We start from the raw sequence: 18,302 nt of genomic DNA on the forward strand, positions 1-18,302 counted from the left end.
CCACGCGCACATGCGTTCGCCTGGTACCCCCGCGCCGTCCCTGCGCCGCCCCGCCCCGCTCGCACTCGCACTTGAGGTTGTCACTGCGTCAGCCCCTAAGGTCGCGGCCACGGCCCCGGGCTGCCGGAGGGGCTCCCGGAACGGTGGAAGGCAGAGGTGACGAGCGAGAACGAGATGGTGCAGGTCGACAGGGCGGAGAATCTGTTCGACGAGTGCGAGGAGGCCTCCCGTGAAGCCTCGGAGGCGATGACCGCCGAGGACCAGAAGTGGTGGCAGCGCGAGACGACGGCCCGGATGGCCCGCCTTGCGGGGTACATGGCGGCCGGTATGCCGGTGGACGCCCCCGAGGTCCAGGCCGAACTGGACATCCACTACGCGAGCATCTGCCGGTTCTGGACCCCCAACGCGGCCGCGTACAGACGACTTGGCCAGGCCTACCTCGACGATCCCCGCTTCCTGCGCACCTGCGACCGGATCGCGGGCGGTCTGGCCGCGTACCAGCGGGATGCGATGGCCCTCTACGCCGACGTCTGGTCGAGGTGAACCGCGGGCACCGCGACCGGATGGCCGAAGCCATGCATGGGAAGCCGGGGAGCTGGTCACCCTCTCCCCATGACGTCCTCTCCGCAGTCTTCTTCCTCTTCCTCTTCCTCGTCGTCACCCTCCGACGAGGAAGTGACCGAACGTCTCGTGCCCGCGTGGCTGGACGAAGCGGCGCGAAACGGCTCGCCCACGGCCGAAGAGGCCGGACGCGACTGGGAACAGCGCCGCCTGTCCGCCGCGGCCGCCCGTGAGCTGACCGACTGGGTCACCGCGCGGGTCACCGACACCGCGTTCAACGAGGACGAGGGACCGGACACCGGTGGGGCGGTACGCATCAGCGTCGCGGACAAGGCGGCGGTACACCGATGGCTCGCAGCCCAGGGTCACGACGTGTAGTGCCAAGCCCTGCCCACGCCCCCGCCCACGCCCACGCCCACGCCCCCGTCCACGGATGCGTCAGCCCGTGGGCGGGCAGAGCACCGGAAGACAGCTCTGGATCACGACGTCATCGATGACGGGGCCCGCGTAGCCGGGCGTCGTACTGGCGAAGGTCAGCGTCGCGGACGTCTGGAGGAGCGTGGTGAAGGCCGCGGTCTGCTGCACGTAGCCCATGTCGCGGAACCCGCGGCCGGCTCCGTGAAGCTGAGCCGCGCCCCCTCCCGTTGCGCCGCTCGTGGCCGGAGGAAACTCACGCCGGGGCGCGAGGCATGCGCGTGCGCTTCGACCCTGTCGGCACACGAGAACCGGTGAAACCGTGGAGAACGGGCAGGAGGTCCTCTCGTGAGCACTTCTGCGATATCAACGAGCACGCCGATCTACGACCTTCTCGTCCAGGAGCGCGGGGACGCCCTGGCCGAGGCCCGCACCGCCGCCCACCAGACCCAGGACACGGCGCGGCAGATGCTGGACTGGAGCAGCGTGCGCATCGCTGCCGCCCAGCGGGAGGAGCGTGCGTTCTCCGCGTTCGGCCGCTCCGGTGACGACGACGGGCGGGTACGGGCCCTGCCGATGTAGCGCCACCGACGGTCCACGTCCGGTGCGGGCCGCGTCCGCGCTCGCCCTGTCCGGCGTACGGGACGGGGGCCGCTCCATAAGGGAACGGCCCCCGGAGATGAGGCTGGTCAGAGGGTGGGCCTGATCAAGGGCTGGACCCGATCAGCTGTAGACGCCGAACTCGTGCAGTGAGTAGCCCCAGCCCGTGCCGCGGCCCGTCAGGTGGAGCCGCACGTGTCGGGCCGTTTCGGTCAGGGCGATGGTGTCGATGTCACCGTTGCCGGTCGTCGTGGTGTGGACCGTACGCCAGGACGTGCCGTCGTCCGAGACCTGGACCTCGTACGACTTGGCGTACGCCGGGTCCCACACCAGCTGCAGGGAGCGGACGGGCGTCCGTGCGCCGAGGTCGACCGCTATCCACTGCGGGTCGCTCCAGTCGCTCGCCCAGCGGGTGTCGGGCCGGCCGTCCGTGGCGCGCTCCGGCGGGCAGGGACAGTCGCCGTACGAGGCCTGCGAGCTGGAGGCCGTGGTGCGCTTGCCGAGAGCCACGTTGGTGCCGGTCACGGGCGGGGCGACGACCTTGACCGACTTCGTCTCGATGCCCGCGTTGCCCTTTCCGTCCTCCGACCGGATGTAGACCTTCCACACGCCGAGCTTCTCGGGCGCGGTGACCGCGAACGTACCGTTGCCCGTGGACCGGAACTGCGCGGGGATCAGTCCCTTGTCGCCGTTGGCGTAGTTGCCGCTGAGGAAGATCTTGTTCGTCAGCGGGTCGTTCTCGGGGTCGCGGATGTCCGCGTGGACCGTGAACTCCCCGCCCGCCGGAGCCGATCCGGCCGGCGTCACCGTCATGCCGCTGATGACCGGCGGCAGGTTGTCACCGGCGTTGGAGCCCGTGAACGCCTTCTTCACCGAGTAGTACGACAGCCGCTTCAGGCCGCTGGGGAGCAGGTTGAACCACACCCCGCCGAAGTCGTGCTCGAGGCCGTAGTGGAAGAGGGTCGCGCCCAGCGCCACACCCTGGTGGCCCACGGTGCAGTCCCATGCCTTGGTGTAGCCGTCGCGCTTCTGTACGTCGGTGGGCTCGTCGGGTACGCCGTTGGCGTCGTCCGGCACCTCCCACTCACCCGCCGGGCCGGCCTCGGTGATGATGTAGGGCTTGGTGTAGCCGCCGTCCACCCAGTCCTTGCGGACGCCGCAGATGTCGCCGTACGCGTTCATCGAGTAGAGGTCGAGGTCCGGGGCGTTGCGCTTGTAGTACGGCCAGGCGCCCGTCCACGCGTCGGTGGAGGTCACCGGGTGGTCGGCGTCGATGGAGTGGATCCTCTTGGCCGCGTCGTTGACGAAGGTCGTGTAGGCGTTGCGCTGGGCCTCCAACTCCGCGCCGCTGTAGCAGTTCTGTAGACCGAGGACCGACTCGTTGCCGACGTTCCACATGAGGGTCGCCGGGTGGTTCCTGTACGTCTCGACCCACTTGGCGATCTCGGTGAGCATCGTCGACTTGTACGTGGTGTCGGTGACGTAGTTGGCGCAGCCGCCGCTGCCGGGGCCGCCGCCGGGCTGGAGCCAGAAGCCGTTCATGACGCGCAGGCCGTTGGCTGCGGCCGCGTCGAGGAGCGGCTTGGTGCTCGCGTCCGTACCCCAGGTGCGGACGGTGTTGACGCCCATCGACTTCAGGTCGGGCATGTAGCGCGGAGCGTCTGCCATCGACGGGCCCCAGGTCAGGCCCTTGACGGTGTACGGCTGTCCGCCGACGGTGAGCTGCCACGCGCCCTGGCTGCCGGTGACCTTGACGGCGCCGCCGGCCGGGGGCGGGGTGTCGCCCTGGGTGCCGTAGACCTGGAACTCCCAGAGGGAGTAGCCGTATCCGCCGGGGCGGGCGGTGCCGAGCATCCGGACGTAGCGGCCGGAGCCGGTGAGGGCGAGGTCGTCGGTGCCGCCGTCGCCGTCGGTGACCTTCCGGATGGTGGTCCAGTCATTGCCGTCGTCGCTGACCTGGATCTCGTACGCCTTGCCGTAGGCACCCTCCCAGGTGAGCACGGCCCGGCTCAGGTCGGACCTCTTGCCGAGGTCGATCCGGATCCACTGCGGGTCGGACCACTGGCTGGCCCAGCGGGTGCCGGTGAGGTCGCCGTCGACGGCCTGTGCGGCGGAGAGCCCGTCGCCCTCCTGTGAGGAGGCGGTGGCGGTCTTGCCCTGGGAGATCAGGGGGTCGGCGGCCCGTGCCTCGGTGGGGGTGGTGATGACGGTGAGGGAGGAGGCGAGGAGGGCGGCGAGGGTCAGGGTGAGCGCGGGTCGGCGGAGGGAGGGCAAGGAGGCTCTGCGGAGGTGGGGCAAGGAAGGCACTTGCGGCTCCTGAAGGGGGTGAGGGGGTGGGTCGATGACACGGAGAGGGAGAGGGGTGGGCTGGGTGCGGGAACGCGGGCGGCCGCCGTCGGGGAGGACGGCGGCCGTCCGTGGGGAGAGAGCCGGGAGGAGTGAGCGGGGAGCTGCCCCGGGCCGGGGTCAGGCCCGGCCCGGGGAGTCGTCGCCCGGGCCGACGGTCGGGCCGGCCCGGGGAGCCCTCCCCCGTGGGTCAGCTCACCGCGAGGGTTTGCCGCAGGGTTCGCCGCAGGGGTTCGCCGCAGGGGCGGATCAGGGGAAGGAGACCAGGGTGGACGGCACAGTGGTGGTGCCGGCCGGGACCGTGGAGGCTCCGGTGTTGTTGATGACGTGGTTGTAGTGGCCCATCCCGCCGAGCGACACCACGAGCAGGCTGTGGAACTTCACGCCCGGCTTCACCGGGGCCTTGAAGCCGTGGTCCTGGCGGATGGTGGAATCGACGTTGTAGTTGCAGTAGCTGCCCATCCCCCAGCCCTCGTGGACGTCGACCGAGTCGTCGACCCGGTAGGCGGCGAAGCCCTTCGTGTCGCCGTTCTGGATGGCGGCCTGGTTGGGTGCGTCGTACGCCTTCTCGTTCTGGTAGAAGATCGTCCGGCCGCGCTCGCCGTACCACTCGACGTCGTACTTGTTGAAGTGCTCCACGAAGAGGCCGGTGGCGAGCACGTCGTCGCCGTACACCCGGACCCCGTAGTCGGCGCGGTTGGTCTCCCAGCCGACGCCCTCACCGTGGTCGGCGCGCCACACCCAGGTGTGGTCGATGATCACGTCGTCGCTGTGCACGGCGATGGAGGTGGTGGCCTTGCCGGCACCCGCGCCGCCGATGCGGATGTAGACGTCCTGGACGGTGGTGGGGTTGGCGGCGTGGTCCGCGGAGGAGTTCTGCGGGCCGACCTCCAGCAGGGTCGGTGAGTTGACCGTACCGGCGTCGATCAGGAAGCCGGCGAGCTTGACGCCGTCGACGTCGGCGACCTTCATCGCGGTGACCCCGTTGTCCGGGATGATCGTCGCGAGGCCGAGGCCGAGGACGACCGTGTCCGCGCGGTTGACGTTGATGGTCTGGTCGACGTGGTAGATGCCGGGCGTGAACAGCAGGTTGAGACCCTGGGCCAGCGCCTGGTTGACGGTGGCCGCGGTCGCGCCCTCCTTGACGACGTAGAACTCGTCCAGGCCGATCGAGGCGCCCCGCGGGGTGCCGTTCCAGGAGACGCCACGGGCGTTGGTGCGCTTTTCGGGCACGAAGACCTTGTACGTGGTGCCGTCCAGGTAGAGGAACGGCTTCTCACGGGAGATCGGGGTGGTCTGGAGCGTGGTGTAGCGGGGCTCGGGGAACGAGGTGGCGGGTGCGCCCTCGACGCCCGAGAAGGTCTGGTTCCAGACGGAGTTGGACCATCCGCCGATCGCGCTGTCGCGGGTGTACCACTGCTGCTGCGAGTAGTTGCCGACCTCACCGTCCACCTTGGAGTCGGCGATGTAGCCGCCGCTGGCCCAGCCGTAGCCGCTCGGGGCCAGGTTGAGGCCGCCCTTGACGTGCATGCGGCGGAAGGAGGCGGCCTGCGAGACGGCCCAGCGGTTGGTGCCGCTGACCGGGTTGATGGCCAGGTTCTCGGCCGAACGCCAGAAGTTCTGCGTCGCGTTGCCGTTGAACCAGCCGGCGTCGACGGTCACGTCACCGTTGATGGTGGTGTCGTCGGGCTTGAGGCCGAGGCCGGAGATCGAGGTGTAGAAGCCGATCTCGGCGTTGAGGTTGTTGTAGGTGCCGGGCTTGAAGAGGAACTGGTGCCGCCCGTTGCCGAAGTGCGAGGACTCCTGCTGGTCGAACACCTGGTCCAGCTTGGCCTGGATGTTGGGCGTGGAGGGGTCGAAGACGTGCACGTTCGGACCGAGGTCGCCGCCGCCGGGCAGCTGCGGGCCGTCGGTGCCGCCGGACTCGCCGTAGACCTTGAACTCCCAGAGGGAGAAGCCGTATCCGGTGCCACGGGCGGTGCCGTACACCTGTACGTAACGGGCTTCACCGTTGATGCTCAGGGTGTCCGTGCCGCCGTCGCCTTCGGTGGTCCGGTAGGCGGTCGACCAGTCGGAGCCGTTGGCCGAGAGTTCGACGCGGTAGCCCTTGCCGTAGGCCGCCTCCCAGTCCAGGACGACCTGACTGATCCTCGTGCTCGCGCCGAGGTCGACGCGGATCCACTGCGGGTCGGAAGCGGCGCTGGACCAACGGGTGTTGGCGTTGCCGTCGACGGCCGCGGTGGCCGGGGTGCCGTAGTTCTCCTCGCTGGACGCGGTGACCGGCTTGCCCTGGGAGAGCAGTACGGGTGCGGCCTCGGCCTTCGCGGCGGGGACGAAGGCGAGAAGGGTGGCGGCCAGAGCGGTGGCCATCGCGGCGACGACGCCGCGGGTCACTGGTCTCGATCCGGGGGTACGGCGGCCGGTGCCGTGGGACACCGGGGCCGCTGGGGATATGCCGACTGCGGGCATGCGGGGGCTCCTCGAGATGGAACTGCGATGGGAGAGCGCTCTCCCGGAACCTTGCCCGTCGCGATGGTCGCGGTCAAGAATCCCGACGCGACTTTTCTTTCGGTTTGGATTAAGTCGGCGCCCCCACGCGGGAGCTGACGCGTAGTCAGGACAAGCGCGGTCGCCCACCTCGCGTTCGGCGCGGTCGACGCGCTGTTCGTCCCCGCCGTCGGGGCGCTCCCGCCGCGCATCACCGCCCCGGACCAGCTGGCGCGCGTGACCGGCATGCGTACGTTGTCGATGCGGGTCAGCCAGATCAGCGGCCCGCCGCTCGGCGGCCTGGCCATGGGGCTCGGCGGCGCGCCGGCCGCGTTCGCCGTGGCGGGGGTGCTGTTCGCCGGGTCGCTCCCGCTCCTGCTGACCGTGCGGCTGCGGCCGTTGGACGTGCCGGATACAAGCGAAGTGGCCGATGCGGCGGATGTACGGGGTGAGGGGGCGGACGTGCGGAGTGAGGCACCCGCCCCCGCCAGCGCCTGGCAGGACCTCCTCGGCGGCCTGCGCCACCTCCGCCGCCACCGCCTCATCGGCCCGCTCATCGCGGTCATCGCCATCAGCGAGCTCGGGCTGACCGGGACCCTCAACGTGGGCATGGTCCTGCTCAGCGGCGAGCGCGGCTGGGGCCCTTCGGGGTACGGCTGGATCATCAGCGGGTTCGGCACGGGGGCCACCGTGGGGGCCGTCCTGCTCACCGTCGCCGGACGGCTCCCCCGGGCCGGGCTGCCCCTGGCCGGGACCCTGTCCGTCGGGTGCGCGGGCGCGGCCGCCATCGCCCTGCTCCCCACACTGCCGCCCGCCGTGGCGCTGGCCGGCGCGGTGGGCCTGGCCATGGGCATCTGCGGCACACTGGCCAACGCCCTCGTCCAGACCGCCGCGGACCCCGCGTACCTGGGGCGGGTCACCTCGCTCGTGATGCTCACCTCGGTGGGCCTGGCGCCGATGAGCTACCCGCTGGTCGGGGCGGCCATCGGGGTGTGGGGGGCCGCGCCGGTCTTCGTCGGGTGCGGGGTGTTCGGGAGCGTGGGGGTGGTCGTCGCGCTGGCGTGCAGGACGGTGCGGAGGGCCGAACTTCCGGGCTCGCGCCGACGCCCGTCGAAGGCGTGACGGGGTCCGACCAGGCGATGGCTCAGTCTGCGTCGCCCGGCGGCCCAGACGCTGTGTCATGGGCATCTCGGTCCCCCTCGCGCAGTGTCGGAGACCTGCCGGAGGAGCTGGTGCGGCACACGCTGGACCACTTCCGGCAGGACACGCAGGAAATGTGCCCGGACTACGTTCTCCGGATGCTGCGCGAGGAGGAGGACCGGTTCGGCGGACTTCCACTACCTCCACGACACCCACGGGCTGCCGCGCGAACTGACCACGAGCCTGCGGGAGGGGTGAAGGAGGGGCTCTCTCTCCGGGGTGCGTGCGCGTGCGGCACCCCGGAGAGCCGCTCGGCGGCTGCCTCAGCGGTAGTCGTCCGGGTGGTCCTGCATCCATGTGTTGATGCCGTCGCGGGTGCCGACGATCTCGGAGAAGTGCTTCTCCAGGTGCGGCGTCGACCGGTCCTCGCCCAGCTTGCCGAACAGGACCTTCATGTCCGCGAGCGGCTGCCTGAAGTGGCCGGGCCCCTTCGGGTCCGCCCGCATCGCCTCGTCCAGCTCCGTGAGTTCCTGGGTGACCCGGCCGAGGAAGTAGGCGCAGTCCCCCGCGCCCGGCGTACAGGTGTCGTTCAGTGTGGCCTGGAGTGTCGCGAAGGCGTCGCGTACGAGCTCGGGGGCCGGCTCGGCGGGCGCGGTCGGCTCCTCCGTGGCCTCGCCGGCCGCCTGCTCGGCCTGGTCGGCGTTCTCCACCGGGTCGGCCGACGGCGACGCCGTGGCGGACGCTGCGGACGGTTCGGCGCCGAGGCCGCTGTCGGTCTTCTCCTGGGTGCAGGAGACCAGGGCGGCCACCGCGAGGATCGCAACTGCCGTGGCGCGTAGCCCGGTTGCGGTGGTGGTGGTTGCGCGTATGCCGCTGCGGGCAGTCGTACGTACAGTCATGAGGCCCCCTCGTGTAATGGGTCCAGACCTTATACCGCCGCCGGGCCCACCTCCGCGAGGAACGCCGCCACCTCCCCGTACACCGCCGCCGGGTCGTCCAGGTGGACGTCGTGCCCGGCGCGCGCCCTCGCCGGTCACCGTGATCGTCCCCATAGGACGCCCCGCCCCTTCGTACCGCTGTCCCGCCGGCCCCCGTCGGCACGGCCGGACCAGAGGTTAGCCTCGGCAGGGACACGTACGTACACAGACGCAGACACGTACACAGACATGGAAGCGATGGTGGCGGCGATGGCGAAGGTTCCGGCAGCGGCGGTGGCGGCGAGCGGGCTCGTCGGGGGGTACGGCGTCGCCCGGTGGACCAGGAAGCGTCCGCTCGGCGGGGTGGCGCTCGCCGCCGCCGGGTCCCTCGCCGCGTACGAATGGAACCGTCAGGCCGGACCGCGTGCGGCCACCGCGCTGACCGTCGCGTACGTCGCCGCCTTCGCCGGGTCGCATCCGCTCGCCAGGAAGGTCGGCGCCTGGCCCGCCGTCTTCGCCGTCGCCGGTGGCGTGGCCGCCGCCTCCTGGGCCGTCACCCGCCGCGCGTAGGCCCTCTCCCCCGGGGCCCGGAAGAAGTCCGCGCCGCGTTGAACACCCGCCGCGCCGCGCCCGTACCACCGGGCAACTCCCCCGTGTAAGCCGGGTGCGTGCCCGTACGACAGGACGGGTACGCACCCGGAACCCTCGGCCGGGAGGCGGGATCAGCCGCCCAGCGCCCGCGACACCGTGTGGATCGCCAGGCCCGCCAGCGCGCCCACCACCGTGCCGTTGATGCGGATGAACTGCAGGTCACGGCCGATGTGCGCCTCGATCTTCTTCGACGTCTGGTCCGCGTCCCAGCTCGACACCGTCTCGCTGATCAGCGAGGTGATCTCGGCCCGGTACGTCGTGACCACGTAAACCGCCGCGTCCTCCAGCCAGCCGTCCAGCTTGCCCTGGAGCCGCTCGTCGCCCGCCAGCTTGGCGCCCAGCGACATCAGGGACGCGCGGGCCCGCAGCCGCAGTTCGCTGCGCTCGTCCTCGGCCGCCGCGAGGAGCATCGTACGGACGGAGGACCAGGCCGACGCGATGACGTCCTGCACCTCGCCGCGGCCCAGGATCTCCGACTTCAGCCGCTCCACCCGGGCCCGGGTGTCGGAGTCGCTCCGGAGGTCGGCCGCGAAGTCGGCGAGGAACGTGTCGATGGAACCGCGTGCCGGGTGGCCCGGCATGTCCCGCATCTCCGTGACGAACCGCAGCAGTTCCTTGTAGACCCGCTCACCCACCCGCTTGTCCACGAAGCGCGGGGTCCAGCCCGGCGCCCCGCCCTGCACCGCGTCCATCACCGAGTCGCCGTGCTCGACCAGCCAGTCGTGCGCCCGTACGCAGACGAGGTCGACGACCTTGCGGTGGCCGCCGTCCTCCACGATCCGCTCCAGCATCTTGCCGAGGCCGGGGCCGACCTCCGCCGCGTTGGCCCGCCGGGTGATGGCCTCGCCGACGACCGCCTGGACGTCGGAATCCCGCAGAACCGTCAGCGCGCCGCGCAGCGCCGTCGCCAACTCGGCGGTGACCCGGTCGGCGTGGGCGGGCTCGGCAAGCCACGCACCGGCCCTCCGACCGACCCCCAGCGCGTGAATTCGGTCACGAATGACGTCTCCGGAGAGAAAGTTCTCACCAACGAAGGAACCGAGGGACTGTCCTAGCTGATCCTTCTTGGTGGGGATGATGGCCGTGTGGGGGATGGGCAGGCCGAGCGGGCGCCGGAACAGCGCCGTAACGGCGAACCAGTCCGCCAGAGCGCCCACCATCCCCGCCTCGGCAGCCGCCGCGACGTAGCCCGGCCAGCCCTTCACACCTGAGTGTTCCGCCCAGGTGGCCAGGACATAGACCAGAGCGACGAGCAGAAGGAGGCCGGTGGCCGTGAGCTTCATGCGCCGGACGCCGCGCTGTTTCTCCTCGTCGGCGGCGGTGTATGCGAACGAGGCCAGCGGGCCGGGGCCGGGCGCAGCGCCCTTCCCGGTGCTGGGTCCGGGGCCGCCCGCCGTCCCGGCACCGGGGCCGCCCGACGCCCCCGGGTCCAGCTCCTTACGGGCCCCGGTCCGCGTGCCGGACCCGCCTCCCCCGGGGTCCGGGTCCTGCCCTGGCTGCTGCACCGCGTCCTGCTCTCCGGAACCGGTCGGTCCCATGCGCTCCACCCGTCCCACCCGTCCAGCCCGTTCCAGCCGATCCAGCCGTCCGCGGACGCCTCGCCCCCGCGACGTACGCATTGTCCCTACTTCCCCTACTCCCGGGCCGCACGTCGAGTTCCCCGCGGCCTGTCGCATCATGGGACCAGCACGATCATCACAAGGAGAACCACCGCACATGCCCAGGCGCCAGGGGTACGCCCTGCTCATCGCCCTACTGGCGGGCACCGCCGTACTCGCCGCAGCCACCGTGTTCGGCACGACGCTCCTCTCCGGCCAACGGCAGGCCCCGCCCCCGCCCGCCGAGACGCACGCGGCGGCCCGCAACCCCGTCGCGCCCGCCAACGTCGGCGGGAACTGGATCGCCACCTGGACCACGGCACCCGTCGGCCCGGAGCCGAACACCGACAACGGCTTCCCCGGCAGCACCATCCGTAACGTCGTTCACACCAGCGTCGGCGGGGACGCCGCCCGCATCACGCTCTCCAACCTCTTCGGCACCGTCCCGCTCCTCGTCGACCAGGCCACCGTCAACACCCGCCCGGTGACCTTCGACGGCGCCACCACCATCACCGTCGCGGCGGGCGGGCAGGTCGTCAGCGACCCGGTCGTCGTGCCGGTCGCGCCCGACTCCGACCTCGAGGTCAGCCTCCGCACCCCGCGCCCGGGCGGCCCGGTCACCCACCACCCGAACAGCCACCAGACGTCCTACCGGGCCGACAGCCGCGGCACCTGGTCCACCACCACCTGGCGCTACCTGACCGCCGTGGACGTCCGCAACGAAGCCGTACCCGGCACCGTCGTCGTCATCGGGGACTCCCTCACCGCGGGCAGCGGCTCCACCACCGACGCCAACGCCCGCTGGCCCGACGTCCTCGCGGACCGGCTGGGCGGCCGGTACGGGGTCGCCAACGCGGGCATCGCGGGCAACCGGCTCCTCATCCAGGGCTCGTCGGGCCAGGCCGGCATCGTCCGGTTCGAGCGGGACGCGCTCTCGGTCGCCGGGGTGCGCACCGTGATCGTGGCCCTCGGCATCAACGACATCCAGCAGGCCCCGCAGGAGACCGACGCCGGGCGCATCGTGGCCGGCCTGCGTGCCCTCGCCGACCAGGCACGGGCCCGCGGTCTCACGGTCGTCGGCGTGACCCTCACCCCGTTCGAGGGCTACCGCACCTGGACGCCGGAGCGCAACGCCGTACGGCTCGCGGTCAACGAGCAGATCCGGACGGGCACCGTCTTCGACGCGTACGTCGACTTCGACGAGACCGTCCGCGACCCCGCCGCCCCGAACCGGCTGCTCGCGGCCTACGACTCCGGCGACCGCGTGCACTTCAACGACGCCGGGTACCGGGCGCTGGGCGAGCGGATCGACCTGCTGTCCCTGGAGCAGGCCGGTACGCCGGAGTCCGACGAGCTGTAGCGGGAGGGGGACGGGAAGCGTGACGTACGGAGGCCGGTAGCTCAGCCCAGTCCCTTGCGGCCGCCGCCCCCCGGCCCCTTCTCCGGGCCGTCCAGCCCCTGCCGTTCGCGGACCTCCCGCTCGGCCTCCGCCGCCTCCCTCAGGCGGCGGCGCTCCGCCTTCGTCCGCTTGCGCTCCACCCCGACGCCGCCCATCAGCGCCAGACCCGTGATCCGTACGCGCGGGGCCTCCGGCACCGTCTCGCCTTCCTCGTTCGGGCCCTCGCCGAAACCGCCCATGATGCCGACGCCCCGGACGTCCACGTTCAGCTCCGGCGGGGCCGTCACATGGATGCCGCCCATGATCGCGACGCAGCGGATGACGACGTCGCGGTCCTCGAAGTCCGCCTCGCGCAGGTCGATCTCGCCGCCGCCCCACATCGCGAACGCGGTGAACTTCCGGCCCACCGTCCAGCGGCCCTTCCGGTTGAAGCCGCCCCACAGGGCGAACCCGCCCCTGGAGGTGGCCGTGCCACCGATCCGCGCGGGCCAGTTCGCGGCGGAGCCCCGCAGCGGAGCGGGCGCGGAGTAGCCCACCGGGGCCACCACCGTGCCGGGTGCCGGAAGGTCCCGGACGAGCGGCTCCAACTCCCCGTGCGTACGGGCCGTGTAGGCCGTTTCGAGGCGCTGCTCGAACTCGTCCATCTCCAGCCGGCCCTCGGCCACGGCCTCCCTCAGCAGCTCGGCGATCCGCTCACGTTCCGCATCGGAGGCACGCATGTCCGGACGTTCACTTGTCATGCCACGCACCCTATTGAACGCAACCGGTCCCGGCACAGACGTACAGGACCAGGACCCGCACGCGTCGGCTCACGCGGAACGCCTCACGGCGCCGCCGCCTCGTACATCCTCGCGATCACGGCTTCGATGTCCGGCTCCCGCACCGACAGGTCCATCAGCGGGTACTCCGCCGCGATCCGCGCCACCAGCGGGGCGGCCGAGGCCGAGGCGGGGAAGGCCAGCCACTGGCGCGGGCCCTCCACCTTGACCACCCGCAGAAGCGGCCCGGCCCCCGCACCCGGCCCTGGCCCGCCGGACGTCAGCTCGATCGGCGGGAGTTCACGCTCCAGGTCCACCACCAGTATCCGCTCGCTCTCCCCCACCTCGTGGAGACCGGCGAGCGAACCGTCGTACATCAGACGGCCGTGGTCGATCACCATCACCCGGCGGCACAGCTGCTCGATGTCGGTCAGGTCGTGCGTCGTCAGCAGCACCGTGGTCCCGCGCTCCGCGTTCAGCTCCTTGAGGAACTGCCGCACTCTGGCCTTCGAGATCACATCGAGTCCGATCGTCGGCTCGTCCAGGTAGAGCACCTCCGGATCGTGCAGCAGCGCCGCCGCGATGTCGCCCCGCATCCGCTGCCCCAGGGACAGTTGCCGTACGGGAACCTCCAACAGCTCGCCCAGCTCGAGAAGTTCGACGCACCGGTCCAGATTCTCCCGGTAACGGCGGTCCGGGATGCGGTACATGCGGTGCATCAGCCGGTACGAGTCGCGCAGCGGCAGGTCCCACCAGAGGGTGGTCCGCTGGCCGAAGACCACACCGATGCGGTGCGCAAGCCTCGTACGCTCCCGGGACGGGTCGATGCCCGCCACGCGCAGCCGGCCGCCGCTCGGGGTGAGGATGCCCGTCAGCATCTTGATCGTGGTCGACTTGCCGGCCCCGTTGGGCCCGATGTAGCCGACCATCTCGCCGCGCGCGACCTGGAAGCTGATGCCGTCCACGGCCCGCACCTCATACCGCTCCCGGCGCAGCAGACCGGCCTTCCGGCGGACCTGGAAGACCTTCTCGACGCCGTCGAGGGTGATGAAGCCGTCGTCACGCAGCCCCCTGCCCTCCCCCGTGGCTCCGACCGATGTGTCCAACATGTTCGACTCCTCTTCCCTCAGCTGCCCGTACTCCGGTACGTCCGCAGCGCCGCCCGCCACGCGAGCCCGGCCAGCGCCCCGAACCCCACGGCCACCACCGGCGGCAGGAACGCCACCCACTGCGGGAGATCCAGCGGATACTCCCGGTCCAGCACGTACAGCGTGGGCAGCCAGCTGACGAAGGCCAGCGGCACCACGAACGTCACCCCGCGCACCAGGTCCTTCGCGAAGATCGTCGGCGGGTACTGGAGCAGCGTCGCCCCGCCGTACGTGAAGGCGCTCTGCACCTGCGAGGCGTCCTGCGCGACGAACTGGAACGCCGCCCCGGCCACGAAGACCGCCCCGAAGACCGCCGCCCCACTGATCACCATCACCGGCAGCATCGCCGCCTTCAGCGGCGTCCACGCGATGTCCAGGGTGGCCAGCGCATAGACCAGCACGGCGAGGCCCTGGAGGATCCGCCCGATGCGGCGCAGCGCGAACCGGTCCGCCGCCACCTGTGCCAGCACCGGGACCGGCCGTACCAGCAGGGTGTCCAGCGTCCCGTCCCGTACCCGGCGGCCCAGCCGCTCCATCGACCCCAGCAGCAGGTCGCAGAGCCCGAACGCCGTCGCCGACACCCCGTACAACAGGGCGATCTCCGGGAGCGTGTAGCCGCCCAGCGCGTCGACGTGCGTGAACATCAGCACGATCGTGAGGAAGTCGAACGCCGTCACCGCGAGGTTCCCGCACGTCGTCATGACGAACGAGGCCCGGTACGCCATCGTCGAGCGCACCCACATCGCCACGATCAGCCCGTAGGCGCGCAGCCCCTCGAGCAGCCGGGGCCGGTCCTCGTACGCGAAGCCGCCCGCTCCCCGGCTCTCGCCGGGCCGCACCGCCACCGTCTCAGCCACCCTGCACCACCACCCTCCTCGTCGCCACGGTCTGGAGCAGCCGCCCCGCCAGCAGCAGCGCCACCGCCCAGCCGCCCTGGAACGCGTACGCCTCCACCAGCCCGCACCCCGTGTAGGTGCCGAGGAACACATCGGCCGGGATCTGGAGCAGCGAGGACCACGGCAGGATCCGGGCCACCTCGCCCAGCAGCCCGGGGAAGAGCGGCAGCGGCAGCAGCATCCCGAAGAAGAACAGCCCCAGCAGCCAGGCCATCTGGGTCGCCCCCGCCCCGTCCAGCAGCCAGAACGCCGACAACGCGACCAGGTAGCGCACGGCGAAGCTCACGACGATGCCCAGCAGGACGGAGAGGAGGAACGCCGGCCAGATCCACGCCGAGCCGGGGAGCGCGATGTCGAAGGCGAGCGCCCCCGCGAGCATCGGTACCACCCCGCGCCCGATCAGCTGGAACGCCGCCCGGCCCAGGTCCCCGGCCAGCCACCAGAGCTGGAGGTCGGCCGGACGGTACAGGTCCACGGCGATGTCCCCCGTACGGATCCGCTCCATCAGCTCGTCCTCGAAACCGCCGCCCATCATGGCGCAGGCCGCCAGCAGGCCCTGCCCGATCCAGACGTACGCCAGCGCCTGGGACATGTCGTACCCGCCGAGCTGCGGGCGCGCGTCCCACAGGGCTGTGTAGGTGTACGCCAGGATGAAGCCGAAGACGGTGTTGGTGAACACCCCCGCGGCCGTCGCCGTCCGGTACGTGGCGTAGCGCCGGAACCCGCCCGCCGCCACCACTGCGTACAGCCGCACGCCGTCCCCTCTCCCCCGCCGCCGCCGTGCCGGAAGCCGCGCCCCCCGCTCCGGACACCAAAGCGGCCGACCATAGTGCACCGGCGGAGACCACCGCGACCGCTTTTCGAGGGGCGACGGGTACGGAAGAACGGGGGAGATCGGAGGATGATACGAGGGTTTCCCGGCGAAACGGGCACTATGGGTGCACCGACCGCACCCGAGGAGCCCGCACCGACATGAGCGACGAGCACCAGACCTGGGCCCCCCGGGACCCCTCAGCCGCCTCCGCGAGCCCCGGGGACGACGAGGGCGCGCAGGGAGCGCGGGGGAACGCCCCAGGAAAGAAGGGGCGCGAAAAGCGCCCCCAACGGACCGGCTGGCGCCGCCTCCTCCCGACCTGGCGGATGGTCCTCGGGTCGGTCCTGGTGGCCGGCCTGCTGCTCGTCGGCGGGTTCTTCGCCGGGTACCAGCTCGTCGACATCCCGGCCGCCAACGCCGGCGCCGACGCCCAGTCCAACGTCTACCTCTACAAGGACGGCACCGTCCTGGCCCGCGACGGCGAGGTGAACCGGGAGAAGGTCAAGCTCTCCCAGGTGCCCGCCACCGTCCAGCGGGCCGTACTCGCCGCCGAGGACCGCGACTTCTACAACCAGCCCGCCGTCGACGTACGGGCCATGTTCCGGGCCGGCTGGAACACCGCGACCGGCAAGGGCAAGCAGGGCGGCTCCACCATCACCCAGCAGTACGTCAAGAACTACTACCTCGGCCAGGAACGGACCGTCGTCCGCAAGGCCAAGGAGTTCTTCATCGCGATCAAGCTCAACCGCGAGCAGAGCAAGGACCAGATCTTCGAGGGCTACCTCAACACCAGCTACTTCGGGCGCAACGCCTACGGCATCCAGGCCGCCGCCCAGGCGTACTACGGCAAGAACGTCGAGGACCTCACCACCGCCGAGGCCGCCTACCTCGCCTCCCTGCTGAACGCCCCCAGCGCGTACGACGTCGTCGCCCACCCCGACAGCAAGCCCGCCGCCCTGAACCGCTGGAACTACGTCCTGGACGGCATGGTCAAGGAGGACTGGCTCGACTCCGGCGAACGGTCGACGACCGAGTTCCCCGTACCCGGCGAGGCCAAGCCCCCCACCAGCCTCTCCGGCCAGCGCGGCTACCTGGTGCAGGCCGTCGAGCAGTACCTCACCGGCAACGGGATCATCGACGAGAAGACCCTCGCGACCGGCGGCCACCGCATCACCACCACCCTCGACAAGAAGAAGCAGGACGCCTTCGTCGCGGCGGTCAAGGACAACGTGACGAAGAAGCGGAGCGGCGACCGCGAGGCCGACAGATACGTGCGCGTCGGCGGCGCCTCCATCGTCCCGGAGACCGGCGAGGTCGTCGCGATGTACGGCGGCATCGACTACACCCAGCAGTACGTCAACAACGCCACCCGCCGCGACTACCAGGTCGGCTCCACCTTCAAGCCGTTCGTCTTCACCTCCGCCATCGCCAACGACTCCACCACCCAGGACGGCCGGCGCATCACCCCGGAGACGTACTACGACGGCACCAACAAGCGCACCGTCCAGGGCCCCCAGGGCTCCACCGGATACGACCCCGCCAACGAGGACGACGTCGACTACGGCCAGATCACCGTCCGCACCGCCACCGACAAGTCCGTCAACGCCGTCTACGCGCAGATGGCCCAGGACGTCGGCCCCGAGAAGGTCCGGGAGACCGCGGTCGCCCTCGGCATCCCGAAGACCACCCCCGACCTCACCGCCTCCCCCTCCATCGCGCTCGGCCCCGCCACCGCCAGCGTCCTGGACCTCACCGAGGCCTACGCGACGCTCGCCAACCACGGCCGGCACGGCCCGTACACCCTCGTCGACAAGGTCACCAAGGACGGCACCGAGATCGAGCTGCCCGACCGGAAGACCGAACAGGCCGTCACCCGCGAGGCCGCCGACACCACCACCGCCCTCCTCCGCTCCGTCGTCGAGGGCGGCACCGGCTCCGCAGCCCAGGCCGCGGGACGCCCCGCCGTCGGCAAGACGGGCACCGCCGAGGAGGACAAGGCCGCCTGGTTCGCCGGGTACACCCCCGACCTCGCGACCGTCGTCGCCGTGATGGGCCAGGACCCCGACTCCGGCACCCAGACCCCCCTGTACGGAGCCCTCGGCCTGAACCGCGTCAACGGCGGCGGCGTCCCCGCCGAGACCTGGGCCGCCTACACGGAAGCGGCCCTGCGCTCCTCCCCGGCCCGGGAGTTCGACCTCCAGACGGCCCCCGGCTCCGACGAACCCCAGGAGCCGGGCGAGGACGGAACCGACACCATCACCGGACCGGACACCCCGGACGGCGAGCCGTCCAGCACCTCCCCCAGCGCCCCGGCCGACACCACGGCCGGCACCACCGCCCCCTCGGCCCCCGCCTCGCCCGCCCCGCCGGGCAACGGCGACGGCACCGGAACCACCGGCGGCGCGACAGGAGGTACGGACGGGGGCGGAACGACCGGGGACACCGGCGACGGCGGAACCGGCACCGGCACCGAGGGCGGCACCGACGGAGACAACGGCGACGGCGATACGGGAGCCCTCGGCGGCAGCTTCATCGAAGGGGTCCGCGGCGCCCGCGACCCGGGCGAGTGACCC

15 protein-coding genes and 2 pseudogenes are annotated in these 18,302 nt (G+C 71.5%); 8 read left to right on the plus strand and 9 right to left on the minus strand.

Annotation, left to right across the window (positions count from 1 at the left end; all coding sequences use genetic code 11):
- Window positions 1-156: 156 nt before the first annotated feature.
- Both ABZ154_RS04255 and ABZ154_RS04260 read left to right on the plus strand, forming a co-directional pair.
- Window positions 157-543 (plus strand): TipAS antibiotic-recognition domain-containing protein, encoded by a 387-nt coding sequence (locus ABZ154_RS04255; RefSeq protein WP_356828871.1) that lies wholly within the window; start codon window positions 157-159, stop codon window positions 541-543.
- A 132-nt stretch (window positions 544-675) separates the two neighbouring features.
- Window positions 676-939: a hypothetical protein gene (locus ABZ154_RS04260; protein WP_356828873.1), complete on the plus strand. Its 264-nt coding sequence runs from the start codon at window positions 676-678 to the stop codon at window positions 937-939.
- 60 nt (window positions 940-999) lie between these two features.
- Here the strand turns inward: ABZ154_RS04260 and ABZ154_RS04265 are convergent, their stop codons facing one another.
- Window positions 1,000-1,155: a hypothetical protein gene (locus ABZ154_RS04265; protein WP_356828875.1), complete on the minus strand. Its 156-nt coding sequence runs from the start codon at window positions 1,153-1,155 to the stop codon at window positions 1,000-1,002.
- A 168-nt stretch (window positions 1,156-1,323) separates the two neighbouring features.
- Here ABZ154_RS04265 and ABZ154_RS04270 point away from each other — a divergent pair, with 168 nt between their 5' ends.
- Entirely contained in the window at window positions 1,324-1,557 is a 234-nt protein-coding gene (locus ABZ154_RS04270; protein ID WP_356828877.1) for a hypothetical protein, read from the plus strand.
- Window positions 1,558-1,698: 141 nt separating this feature from the next.
- On the opposite strand, the gene ABZ154_RS04275 is transcribed toward ABZ154_RS04270, so the two are convergent.
- On the minus strand, window positions 1,699-3,849 hold the full coding sequence (locus tag ABZ154_RS04275; RefSeq protein WP_356829088.1) for a discoidin domain-containing protein: 2,151 nt from the start codon (window positions 3,847-3,849) through the stop codon (window positions 1,699-1,701).
- A 321-nt stretch (window positions 3,850-4,170) separates the two neighbouring features.
- On the minus strand, window positions 4,171-6,291 hold the full coding sequence (locus ABZ154_RS04280) for a discoidin domain-containing protein (RefSeq protein WP_356829090.1): 2,121 nt from the start codon (window positions 6,289-6,291) through the stop codon (window positions 4,171-4,173).
- A 255-nt stretch (window positions 6,292-6,546) separates the two neighbouring features.
- Here ABZ154_RS04280 and ABZ154_RS04285 point away from each other — a divergent pair.
- Window positions 6,547-7,530, plus strand: a pseudogene (locus ABZ154_RS04285) (MFS transporter); the annotation flags it as partial.
- Window positions 7,531-7,604: 74 nt separating this feature from the next.
- Window positions 7,605-7,806: pseudogene (locus tag ABZ154_RS04290) on the plus strand (hypothetical protein); the annotation flags it as partial.
- Between the two features lie 65 nt (window positions 7,807-7,871).
- Here ABZ154_RS04290 and ABZ154_RS04295 read toward each other — a convergent pair.
- Window positions 7,872-8,447: a hypothetical protein gene (locus ABZ154_RS04295; RefSeq protein ID WP_356828879.1), complete on the minus strand. Its 576-nt coding sequence runs from the start codon at window positions 8,445-8,447 to the stop codon at window positions 7,872-7,874.
- 276 nt (window positions 8,448-8,723) lie between these two features.
- On the opposite strand from ABZ154_RS04295, the gene ABZ154_RS04300 reads away from it, so the two are divergent.
- Window positions 8,724-9,035 (plus strand): hypothetical protein, encoded by a 312-nt coding sequence (locus ABZ154_RS04300; RefSeq protein ID WP_356829092.1) that lies wholly within the window; start codon window positions 8,724-8,726, stop codon window positions 9,033-9,035.
- Window positions 9,036-9,187: 152 nt separating this feature from the next.
- Here ABZ154_RS04300 and ABZ154_RS04305 read toward each other — a convergent pair whose 3' ends face one another.
- Window positions 9,188-10,735, minus strand: coding sequence for a DUF445 domain-containing protein (locus ABZ154_RS04305; RefSeq protein ID WP_356828881.1), 1,548 nt, complete (start codon window positions 10,733-10,735; stop codon window positions 9,188-9,190).
- Window positions 10,736-10,832: 97 nt separating this feature from the next.
- On the opposite strand from ABZ154_RS04305, the gene ABZ154_RS04310 reads away from it, so the two are divergent.
- Window positions 10,833-12,074 carry an SGNH/GDSL hydrolase family protein gene (locus tag ABZ154_RS04310; protein WP_356828883.1) on the plus strand — a complete coding sequence of 414 codons (1,242 nt, stop codon included), beginning with the start codon at window positions 10,833-10,835 and terminating at the stop codon, window positions 12,072-12,074.
- A 41-nt stretch (window positions 12,075-12,115) separates the two neighbouring features.
- On the opposite strand, the gene ABZ154_RS04315 is transcribed toward ABZ154_RS04310, so the two are convergent.
- The 4 genes from ABZ154_RS04315 to ABZ154_RS04330 form a co-directional block, all read right to left on the minus strand.
- Window positions 12,116-12,832: a DUF1707 domain-containing protein gene (locus ABZ154_RS04315; RefSeq protein WP_356829094.1), complete on the minus strand. Its 717-nt coding sequence runs from the start codon at window positions 12,830-12,832 to the stop codon at window positions 12,116-12,118.
- Between the two features lie 104 nt (window positions 12,833-12,936).
- Entirely contained in the window at window positions 12,937-13,980 is a 1,044-nt protein-coding gene (locus ABZ154_RS04320) for an ATP-binding cassette domain-containing protein (protein WP_356828884.1), read from the minus strand.
- Window positions 13,981-13,997: 17 nt separating this feature from the next.
- Entirely contained in the window at window positions 13,998-14,876 is an 879-nt protein-coding gene (locus ABZ154_RS04325) for an ABC transporter permease (RefSeq protein WP_356828886.1), read from the minus strand.
- Complete coding sequence (locus ABZ154_RS04330) at window positions 14,869-15,669, minus strand: ABC-2 family transporter protein (RefSeq protein ID WP_356828888.1); 801 nt, start codon at window positions 15,667-15,669, stop codon at window positions 14,869-14,871. The genes ABZ154_RS04325 and ABZ154_RS04330 overlap by 8 nt, the downstream gene beginning before the upstream one ends.
- Before the next feature lie 218 nt (window positions 15,670-15,887).
- On the opposite strand from ABZ154_RS04330, the gene ABZ154_RS04335 reads away from it, so the two are divergent.
- A complete protein-coding gene (locus ABZ154_RS04335) occupies window positions 15,888-18,299 on the plus strand; it encodes a transglycosylase domain-containing protein (RefSeq protein ID WP_356828890.1) in 2,412 nt (803 codons plus the stop codon).
- The last annotated feature ends 3 nt before the right edge of the window (window positions 18,300-18,302 follow it).

It is taken from the genome of Streptomyces sp. NPDC006261, from assembly GCF_040613515.1.
Taxonomy (GTDB): domain Bacteria; phylum Actinomycetota; class Actinomycetes; order Streptomycetales; family Streptomycetaceae; genus Streptomyces.

Coding starts and splice junctions, on each gene's coding strand:
- ABZ154_RS04265 (WP_356828875.1), bottom strand. CDS start 1,155: ATGGGCTACGTGCAGCAGACCGCGGCCTTCACCACGCTCCTCCAGACG.
- ABZ154_RS04280 (WP_356829090.1), bottom strand. CDS start 6,291: ATGGCCACCGCTCTGGCCGCCACCCTTCTCGCCTTCGTCCCCGCCGCG.
- ABZ154_RS04295 (WP_356828879.1), bottom strand. CDS start 8,447: ATGACTGTACGTACGACTGCCCGCAGCGGCATACGCGCAACCACCACC.
- ABZ154_RS04300 (WP_356829092.1), top strand. CDS start 8,724: ATGGTGGCGGCGATGGCGAAGGTTCCGGCAGCGGCGGTGGCGGCGAGC.
- ABZ154_RS04305 (WP_356828881.1), bottom strand. CDS start 10,735: ATGCGTACGTCGCGGGGGCGAGGCGTCCGCGGACGGCTGGATCGGCTG.
- ABZ154_RS04310 (WP_356828883.1), top strand. CDS start 10,833: ATGCCCAGGCGCCAGGGGTACGCCCTGCTCATCGCCCTACTGGCGGGC.
- ABZ154_RS04315 (WP_356829094.1), bottom strand. CDS start 12,832: ATGCGTGCCTCCGATGCGGAACGTGAGCGGATCGCCGAGCTGCTGAGG.
- ABZ154_RS04320 (WP_356828884.1), bottom strand. CDS start 13,980: ATGTTGGACACATCGGTCGGAGCCACGGGGGAGGGCAGGGGGCTGCGT.
- ABZ154_RS04335 (WP_356828890.1), top strand. CDS start 15,888: ATGAGCGACGAGCACCAGACCTGGGCCCCCCGGGACCCCTCAGCCGCC.